This is a genomic window from Ruminococcus sp. AF31-8BH, assembly GCF_003460605.1.
Lineage (GTDB): Bacteria > Bacillota > Clostridia > Lachnospirales > Lachnospiraceae > Blautia_A > Blautia_A acetigignens.
This window is the reverse complement of record NZ_QTVN01000012.1, coordinates 122318-132262: the sequence shown is the minus strand read 5'-3', so window position 1 is coordinate 132262 and position 9945 is coordinate 122318. Positions and strand designations below refer to the sequence as shown.

At 39.3% G+C, this 9945-nt stretch carries 10 protein-coding genes and 1 pseudogene; all 11 read left to right on the top strand.

Going from position 1 to position 9945, the window contains the following annotated elements:
* The coding region (locus DWZ38_RS15425) for a type II CAAX endopeptidase family protein (RefSeq protein ID WP_243000294.1) at positions 1-982 on the top strand (982 nt) is incomplete at its 5' end.
* 295 nt (positions 983-1277) lie between these two features.
* Positions 1278-2531, top strand: a complete 1254-nt coding sequence (locus DWZ38_RS15420; RefSeq protein ID WP_117853977.1) for an ATP-binding protein — start codon at positions 1278-1280, stop codon at positions 2529-2531.
* Between the two features lie 185 nt (positions 2532-2716).
* Positions 2717-3382, top strand: a pseudogene (locus DWZ38_RS15415) (transposase); the annotation flags it as partial.
* A 191-nt stretch (positions 3383-3573) separates the two neighbouring features.
* Positions 3574-4185 (top strand): GNAT family N-acetyltransferase, encoded by a 612-nt coding sequence (locus tag DWZ38_RS15410; RefSeq protein WP_347519942.1) that lies wholly within the window; start codon positions 3574-3576, stop codon positions 4183-4185.
* Positions 4186-4224: 39 nt separating this feature from the next.
* Positions 4225-4695: an LURP-one-related family protein gene (locus DWZ38_RS15405; protein ID WP_015514812.1), complete on the top strand. Its 471-nt coding sequence runs from the start codon at positions 4225-4227 to the stop codon at positions 4693-4695.
* Between the two features lie 45 nt (positions 4696-4740).
* Positions 4741-4959: an aspartate dehydrogenase gene (locus tag DWZ38_RS15400; RefSeq protein ID WP_117853974.1), complete on the top strand. Its 219-nt coding sequence runs from the start codon at positions 4741-4743 to the stop codon at positions 4957-4959.
* A 78-nt stretch (positions 4960-5037) separates the two neighbouring features.
* A complete protein-coding gene (locus DWZ38_RS15395) occupies positions 5038-5721 on the top strand; it encodes an MBL fold metallo-hydrolase (RefSeq protein ID WP_117853971.1) in 684 nt (227 codons plus the stop codon).
* Entirely contained in the window at positions 5718-6074 is a 357-nt protein-coding gene (locus DWZ38_RS15390; RefSeq protein WP_117853969.1) for a VOC family protein, read from the top strand. The genes DWZ38_RS15395 and DWZ38_RS15390 overlap by 4 nt, the downstream gene beginning before the upstream one ends.
* Before the next feature lie 605 nt (positions 6075-6679).
* Entirely contained in the window at positions 6680-7387 is a 708-nt protein-coding gene (locus tag DWZ38_RS15380) for a FadR/GntR family transcriptional regulator (protein ID WP_117853966.1), read from the top strand.
* A 134-nt stretch (positions 7388-7521) separates the two neighbouring features.
* Positions 7522-8652 carry an Ldh family oxidoreductase gene (locus DWZ38_RS15375; protein ID WP_117853963.1) on the top strand — a complete coding sequence of 377 codons (1131 nt, stop codon included), beginning with the start codon at positions 7522-7524 and terminating at the stop codon, positions 8650-8652.
* Between the two features lie 37 nt (positions 8653-8689).
* Entirely contained in the window at positions 8690-9865 is a 1176-nt protein-coding gene (locus DWZ38_RS15370) for a malic enzyme-like NAD(P)-binding protein (RefSeq protein WP_117853961.1), read from the top strand.
* The last annotated feature ends 80 nt before the right edge of the window (positions 9866-9945 follow it).

Below are 9945 nucleotides of genomic sequence, written 5' to 3'. Positions count from 1 at the left end.
AAAACTGCGCCACAGCCTTGGCAGGCCATCGCGCAGCGATTTTGTTCAATCGGGATTTGTTAAGTTGGTAGTAAATTTTTGCAATAATGAAGGTAAAGGAGAGCTTTTTATGAGTACAAGAAAGACGATAGGAGGGGCTTTGGGGGCCATCATTGTATTGATAGTAGCTCAAATATTAGCTCAGTTAGTGGCAAGTTTGTTTGTTTTGGTTAAAATTCCAGAAGGTATATGCAATATTATAGCAGGAATTATATATGTTGGATTAGCATTTGTTTTAAGTGAATTATTTTCAAAAAGACTACTTAAAATAAAAATAGAAAATTTGGGAATGCCAAAATTTTCAATTAAAGCTAAATGGATTATTGTAGGTGTATTATTACCTGTGACAGTAAAAGCGGTTTATCTTTTTTTCTTTTCTGGAAAGTACGTTTCTTCTGGAATGAATAGTAATCAGATTTTTTCAACACTGAGTGCTGGTATTGCTTTTACAGGCATAGCCGCTGGTTTTGTTGAAGAAATGGTTTTTCGAGGAGTTATTCTAAATCTGTTAAAAGAGAAATGGAATATTAAAGTAGCTGTATTAATTCCATCAGTTTTATTTGGATTAGTACATATTATAGGAATGGATTTTTCCATTATAAGTAGCCTGTTGGTTCTTATTGCAGGAACAATGGTGGGAATAATGTTCTCAATGGTTGCTATTGAAAGTGGTTCTGTTTGGAACAGCGGAATTGTCCATTCACTTTGGAATATTTTAATTATTGGCGGCGGTTTATCAATAAGCGAAAAGGCAGATGAATATTCGGTTATGACATATGTACTTGATTCAAAAGACTTTGTTTTCACTGGTGGAGAATTTGGAATTGAATCATCAATTATTGCACTATTAGGTTATGTTATAGTTACTTTAGCAGCAATATGTATGATTAAGAAAAAAAGCAAAAGTGTAATAAGTATCAAAAAACAAAATCCAGTTTGTTGAACTGAATCCGAAAAGCATTAGGCGCAGAGGAGATAGAATCCTTTGCGTAAAAGACTAACGAACATATTTAATGAAACATCGGAACCATCTTCTTTTTGTTGTCTACCTATAATAACGATTGGAGTAATCGATTATAGACACTGCAATCAAAAAAATCTGAAAATATATTTATCAACATTACATAAAAGTGTGTAGATGTACATAAAATGGGAATACATATTGAAATTCAGGTCGTTCTGTGATAGAATCTCATTACTAAAAAGTGTGTAGATGCACGGAAATGGGGAGTGTAACGATGGAGATTAAAAGAGACGCTTACCTACAGCAGCTGATCGAGCGAAAAGATAATGGAATGATAAAGGTGATTACCGGCATTCGTAGATGTGGCAAATCCTTTTTGCTGTTTACCATCTTTAAGAGATACTTACTGGAGAACGGCGTTGATGTTGATCATATTATTGAAATTGCATTGGATGGTATTGAGAACGGGGAATTAAGAGATCCCAAGGTATGCTTCAAGTACATCAAGGATGCCATGAAAGACGACGGGAAGTATTATCTCCTTTTGGATGAAGTGCAGTTCATGCCACGATTTGAGGAAGTGCTGAACAGCCTGCTCCGCATGAGCAATATTGATGTGTATGTCACCGGAAGTAATTCCAAGTTCCTGTCCAGCGACATTGTGACCGAATTCCGTGGCAGAGGTGATGAGATTAGAATCTACCCTCTCTCCTTTGCAGAGTTTTATTCTGTCTATGACGGCGATTATGATGATGCCTGGGATGACTACATGATCTACGGAGGATTGCCGCAGATCGTAAGTTTCCAGAGCGAACGACAGAAAGCGGACTATCTGAAGAACATCTTTGCAAATGTCTATCTGAAGGATGTTATTGAAAGAAATAAGATTCAGAACGTGGATGAGATTGGGATTCTGGTTGATGTGCTTGCATCTGCAATCGGCGCACCGACCAACCCTTCAAAGATTGCCAATACCTTTGCCAGTGAGCGCCAGATGACTTATGCTAATAAAACCATCTCCAAGCATATCGACCATTTGACAGATGCCTTTTTGATTTCCAAGGCAAGCCGATACGATATTAAGGGCAGAAAGTATATCGGTGCAAATCTGAAATACTACTTTACTGATTTGGGACTGAGAAATGCACGTCTGAATTTCAGACAGCAGGAGCCTACTCATATCATGGAGAACATTGTTTATAATGAGCTGCTGATCCGTGGCTACAATGTTGATGTGGGTGTCGTGGATATCTTCGATAAGGATAAAGAGGGCAAACGTGTTCGCAAGCAGTTGGAGGTTGACTTTGTGGTGAATCAAGGAAACCAGAGATACTATATCCAGGTTGCATATGACATGACTTCGGAAGAAAAACAGACGCAGGAGTTCAATTCTCTGCGTAATATCCCGGACTCTTTCAAGAAGATCGTCATTGTAAATGGCAGCAAAAAGCCTTGGAGAAATGATGAAGGTTTTGTCATCATGGGAATGAAGCATTTCTTGCTGAATGCGAATAGCCTGGAATTTTAAGTCGATTTGAGTTGTTGCTGTGGTGTTGTTCTATTTCAAAAAAGAGTGAAATGATATAAATAAGGCCACGGCTGATTTCATGTTGGAACAGCCGTGGCTCAGTTTATTTTTTTATCCGTACAAACGAGACTGTTCCGCAGATTATGTAGAACAGACAGAGTACGATTCCGATAGTGAGAACATACGAGAATAAATGGAAAGATACAGGTGGAAATTTTTTTCTCCCATATGGTGTTATCTCGAAAGTGTTCCGCGGAAAATATCTGGATGAGTTAAAAAGCCTGTGGAATGATTCTAAGCTTAAATTTCATGGTACAGCAGAGAAATATCAGAACAGCTATCGTTTTAAAGAACTTCTTGATAAGTGTTATGAAAAGAACTGGGTCTCTTACTGCAAAGAAACTTTCAATGGTGCACAGCCGGTTATCAATTATCTTGGAAAATATACCCACAGGATAGCAATCAGTAATCATCGAATCAAATCCATGACGGATACGACAGTTACATATGCAGTAAAAGACTATAAAAACGAAGGCCACTGGAAAGAGAAAACAATTTCAGGAGAAGAATTCATCCGTCGATTCATGATGCATGTTCCACCCAAACGATTTGTCAGAATCCGGCACTATGGTCTGCTATCATGTAGAAACAAGAGAAAAAAGATAACTCTCTGCAGAAACCTGCTTGGATGCAAGAAATACATTTCTACATTAAAAAATCTAAATGCAGTAGAAATGATAAAGGTTTTGTATCACATCGATGTATGCAAATGTTCTTCTTGCGGAGGGAATATGGTATCACCCCGCAAAGATAAATACAGTTCTTCTTTTCATGCACATGTGAGATGTTAAAATCTACAATTGCATAGAATAAATGACTTCCGCATAGGAGGTTTGTTTGTCATGCCTGAAATTGATTTCTTGAATAAAAAAACTTTTACCAAAACACCCAGTATGATAAACTTAAGGAAAAGAGCAATAATTGAATCCCCATAGCTATCGGCTAAAGGGACGCGACTTTGTTCACCAAGGTAAAATCGAAATTGAATACTGAAGGGATATATTTTAAAATGATACTAGAAACTGAAAGATTGATTTTAAGAAAGTGGACGCAAGATGATGCAGAAAGTTTGTTTACTTATGCAAAAAATCCAAAAGTAGGGCCAATTGCCGGATGGCCTCCTCACAAGGATATCGAATCAAGTAAATATGTTATTGACAATGTTTTCACCGGAGCAGAATGCTATGCAATCTGTGAAAAAGAGAATAATGTTGCAATAGGAGCTGTTGAACTAAAACTAAACGGACATACAGATATGACAGATAGAGATGATGAATGTGAACTTGGTTACTGGTTGGGAGAACCATTCTGGGGCAGAGGGTATATGCCAGAAGCGGCATATGCGCTTATGAAACGAGGATTTGAAACGCTTGAAATGACTACAATATGGTGTGGCTATTATGACGGAAATAAAAAGTCCAAAAGAGTACAGGAGAAACTTGGATTTATTTATCATCATACTTGCGATGAGGTTCCAGTACCATTGCTTAATGAGATAAGAGTTGGCCATACAAATGTCATAACAAAAGAGCAATGGAAAAGCCATACACAACCTGATGGAAAAATCCACGTAGCCAATATCGAAGAAGTGTAAAGAACCAATTATATCTGTTGGAGAGAGTGGTGAAAAGTTATGAAGTTATTATTTAAACAAAGGCTGTTTTCATGGTTTGACAGCTATGATATCTATGATGAAGCAGGCAACACTGTTTATGTAGTAAAAGGTCAGTTGTCCTGGGGACATAAACTTGTAATTTATGATGCCTATGGAAATGAAGTGGGAATGGTTGTTCAGAAAGTACTTACTTTTCTTCCTAAATTCGAAATTTATAAAAACGGCAGTTATATCGGATGCCTGAGCAAAGAATTCTCATTCCTGACGCCACATTATAATATTGATTACAATGGATGGCATATTGATGGAACCATTATGGAATGGGACTATAGCATTCTTGATCGAAGCGGTTATTCAATTGCACGGGTTAGTAAAGAACTGTTTCATATGACGGATACATATGTTATTGATGTGCAGGATCCAGGAAATGCGTTGGATGCGCTGATGTTTGTACTGGCAATCGATGCAGAAAAATGTTCCAGAAATTAAATAGTTGATCTTGTTACCGAAGATATTCGGAGATGGGGAGGTAGCATGGGATTATTCAAAAAGAAAATCGTGAAAAAAACATATGACAGAGAACAGATGAAACCAGTTATTCGTGCAAGCATTTGCACCGGAGAAGAAGTAGCAGGATTTAAAGATATACGGACCGGAAAAATCGAAGAGATCATGCTGATCAGATCGTCGGAAGACTTAGAAAAATTCAAAGAGATATATGAGATAACAGAGGAAATCTCAAAAGAATATTAGACATCTTCTGGGTTGTGGATGAACGCCAGGTATTCGTCTGTAAGCTTATAGGGAAAAAGGAGTTATTTTATAAAGGTGATGAAAATTACTTACATTAAACACAGTGGATTTTTAATTGAAACTAAAGATTGCTACTATATTTTTGACTATTATAAGGGTGAATTACCACTTCTTGACAAGAAAAAAGAAGTAATTGTTTTTTGCAGTCATTTTCATAAGGATCATTTTAATCCTGTGATTTTTGAGATCCTTGACGATATGGGAATGACATATCAGACAGTTCTGGCGAATGATATACGAAAAAGGAATCATCTGTCGGATATGAAGATTACATATGTTTATCATGATCAGACTTATAAGCTGGATAATGGCACCCAAGTCGATACATTGCTATCTAACGATAGTGGTGTAGCATTTATTGTTAAAACAAAGGAAGGCACCATTTATCATGCCGGTGACTTAAACGACTGGTATTGGGATGGTGAGCCGAAAGCTGACAATCAGAGACTTACTTCAGCATATCGTGCGGAGATCAGCAAAATCAAGGGTATGCATTTTGACGCTGCATTTGTCCCCTTAGATCCGAGGCAGGGAGATCACTATGCTGACGGAATCCTGTATTTCCTTAAAAATGTAGATTGCAATGTCATTTTTCCAATGCATTACTGGAATGATGCCAGTGTAATTAAGCGGTTTATTACTGAATGCCCACAATATAAGTCACGAATTAAAAACACAGAATGTACAAAAGAAGAATTATGAAGTTTAAGATGATTCACGAAAACTACAATGTGTCAGATCTGGAGCGATCTATTAAATTTTACAACGAGGCTCTTGATCTGCACGAAGTGAGAAGAAAGACTACAGATGATTTTATCATTGTGTATCTGAGCAACGATGTAAGTGATTTTGAGTTGGAACTTACCTGGCTTAAAGATCATCCACAGCCATATAATCTGGGTGAATGCGAATTCCACCTGGCATTCCAGGCAGAGGATTACGAGGCAGCACACAAAAAGCACAAAGAGATGGGATGCATTTGCTTCGAAAATGAAGCAATGGGAATTTATTTCATCGTAGATCCAGATGGCTACTGGCTTGAGATTCTGCCGTAAAGCTGGTTGAGAAATCGAAAAAAACTGATGTATATTGATAATTTTAAAATCGTTCACATAAGAAAAATATATTTGGAAACATTGTCTCAGGAATAAGAAGTGATTATGAAGTATTGCAATGGAGACCAGAGAGCAATCAATAAACCAGTGCGGGATCTTGATATCCAGTACCGGTATTATTATTTTATAGAGGCATCTTGCATATGTTATTAACAGACAATATAATAAATACATTGGAGCAGTTTCAAGAAATGAAGAACTTTCAATTTTTGAAAGTGGGTGACTATATGAAAACAATACATCAATATTATCTTCATTGATTTCTACTAATAAGGTCAGTCTGCTTCAGATCTGAGGTGCTTATCCGAAAATGATTATTGCTCGAACCAAACATCCAAAATATAGCTATGAAGGAATCAAGATTCACGACATAGCTGATTGGTTGTTGCAAGAATAAGCACCTTTGTATTTTGATAATGTATATGAATAAGAAATAACTGCCATACTGTGCAGTTGTACCCAAAATAAATTGTATGGGAAAGACAGTAAAAATAATACCGTCTGTAAGAATATACGGACGGAAATGGGATGTGGAGGCATGGAGTATGTTTAAAGAAATTGGGGATGAACGGGCTTTTAACGGGATTTTAAATCAGATCATAGAGAACATTCAGAATGGCAATCTCAAAGCGGGAGCTGCCCTTCCGGCAGAGCGGACAATGGCGGAGACCATGGGAGTGTCCAGACCGGCAGTCAGAGAAGCTCTGAGAGCACTGGAACTGTTGGGAATAGTAAAGCCGGTGCCGGGAGGCGGGAATTATATTACGGAGGATCTGGATACCTGGCTGATCGAACCCTTATCCATACTTTTTAAATTAAATCATGGATATCTGCGCCAGAATCAGCAGTTCCGTGCGGCACTGGAAAGAGAAGCAGCAATTCTTGCAGCGAGAAAGTGCACACCGCTGGATGCAGCAGAATTAAGGGTGATTCTTGCACGGCTGGACGCAGCAGAAGATGAAAAGATACGGGGTGAACTGGATCGCGAACTTCACCAGAAGATTGCAAAGATCGCAGATAACCCGATGGTTTACAGTGTCCTTGCGGCAGCGGATCAGCTGACTGAGAATATTGTTTCCGGGACGAGAGACTACATTATGAAAAAGAATAATTCTGCCAAAGAGGTTGATGACCAGCATCATCGGCTTGTTGAGGCGATCATCAACGGAGATGCAGAACAGGCGGAACGATGTATGTCCGAACATATGGATACGATTGAACGCTATATGGAAGAAATGCAAAAAAAATCCTGAGAAATTTTGGGCATTTTTACAGGATAAATTGATATGACCTCTATTGCGTTTTGGTAATACCAGTGGTATAATCAAAATACAAATTGGTAATGCCAATAAACAAAACTGGCAATGCCGGAAAGAGGGACGAAACAATGGGATATGTGAAATGGTCATATGAGACACTGAATCATTTTTGCGGAGACGTATTCAAGGCGTTTGGTTTTACAGAGGAAGAAAGCAATCAGATCAAGGATGTGCTTCTTACGGCTGACCTTTATGGAATAGAAAGTCATGGTATGCAGAGAATGGTGCGTTATCATAAGGGAATCGAAAAGGGAACGATCCATCCGCAGGCGAAGCCTGAAGTTGTATTTGAAACACCGATATCTGCAGTGATTGACGGCCATAATGGAATGGGACAGCTTATTTCCGTTTATGCAATGAAAAAAGCCATCGAAAAAGCCAAAAAAACCGGAGTTGGAATTGTAACTGTCCGTGAGTCCAATCATTTCGGTATTGCCGGATATTATGCAAAGATGGCGTGCGATGAGGGACTTTTGGGAATGGCCTGCACCAATTCAGAGGCTATTATGGTTCCTACGTTTGGCAAAAAAGCCATGCTTGGCTCAAACCCAATTGCAGTAGCTATGCCGGCAGACCCGTATCCGTTTTTCTTTGACTGTTCTACCACGGTAGTTACAAGAGGAAAACTCGAAATGTACAACAAAATGGAGAAACCGCTTCCTGATGGATGGGCGCTGGATAAAGATGGTCATGCAAGCACAGATGCACCGGATGTCCTTGCCAATATTGTTGCAAAGAAGGGTGGCGGAATCATGCCTCTTGGTGGAAATGAAGAAGTTACAGGAAGCCACAAGGGATATGGATATGGTATGCTGTGTGAACTGTTCAGTTCCATTCTTTCCATGGGTGTCACTTCGGATCATTGCTGCACATTCCCGGATAAAACAGGAATCTGCCATGGATTTATGGCAATCGATCCGGCTTTATTTGGTGATCCTCAGGCAATCCGCAGACATTTTTCAGAATACCTGGAAACTTTGAGAGAAAGCCCGAAGGCAGAAGGCAAAGACCGTATTTATACACATGGTGAAAAAGAAGTTTTTGCAGAAAAAGAAAGAAGAGAGCATGGATTACCTGTAAACGATAATACGATGGTCGAACTTGCTAATCTGTGTGGATATCTCAAACTTGACTTTGATAAATATTTTGATGGATATGAGCTTCCAAAAGACAGCAAATTCTTTACAGGAAACTATTAATAGATGAGATTAGAAAATACCAGGGAGGACAACAGAAATGGATTATGCAAAAGAATCTTTAAGACTGCATGGAGAATGGAAAGGTAAGATTGAAGTTGTAACAAGAGTACCTGTAGAAAATAAGGATGATCTGTCACTTGCTTATACACCTGGAGTTGCACAGCCTTGTCTGGAAATCCAGAAGGACGTAAACAAATCCTACGAACTCACAAGAAGATGGAACATGTGTCTGGTAGTTACAGACGGTTCTGCTGTTCTTGGACTTGGAAATATCGGACCGGAAGCCGGAATGCCGGTTATGGAAGGAAAATGTGTCCTTTTCAAGGCATTTGGTGATGTGGATGCATTCCCGCTCTGCATTAAAAGCAACGATGTGGACGAAATTGTAAATACAATCTATATGATCTCCGGTTCCTTCGGTGGAGTAAACCTGGAAGATATTTCCGCACCGAGATGTTTTGAAATCGAGAAGAAATTGAAAGAAAAATGTGATATTCCGATCTTCCATGATGACCAGCATGGTACTGCGATCATTACACTGGCAGGTCTTACCAATGCACTTAAAGTTGTTGGCAAGAAGAAAGAGGATGTCCGTATTGTAATGAACGGAGCCGGAGCAGCAGCAATCTCTATTGCACGTCTGCTTCTTACAGCCGGATTTAAGAATATCACCCTCTGCGACAGAAAGGGTGCAATCTATGAGGGACGCCCGGAAGGTATGAATCCGATCAAAGATGAAATGGCTAAAGTTACCAACCTGGCTAAAAAATCCGGTTCTCTTGCAGATATGCTGGTCGGCGCAGATGTATTTATCGGTGTTTCCGCACCAGGTGCCGTTACAACAGAGATGGTTAAGACCATGAATAAAGATGCAGTTGTTTTTGCATGTGCAAACCCGACTCCGGAGATCTTCCCGGATGACGCAAAGGCAGGCGGGGCAAAAGTTGTTTCTACAGGAAGAAGTGATTTCCCGAACCAGATTAACAATGTACTTGCTTTCCCTGGAATCTTCCGTGGTGCATTTGATGTGAGAGCAAAAGAGATCAATGATGAGATGAAGCTGGCAGCGTCTGAAGCACTTGCTAATCTGATCACAGATGAGGAACTTTCTCCGGAATATATCATTCCGAAGGCATTTGATAAGAGAGTAGGACCGGCAGTAGCCAAAGCGGTTGCTGAGGCAGCAAAGAGAACCGGTGTAGCCCGTATTTAAAAGACATACAATTTAATAATTAAGATAGGCAATTCTCCCCGGCATGACTTATAATAGGGACAGCAAGGACGTGTGACTGC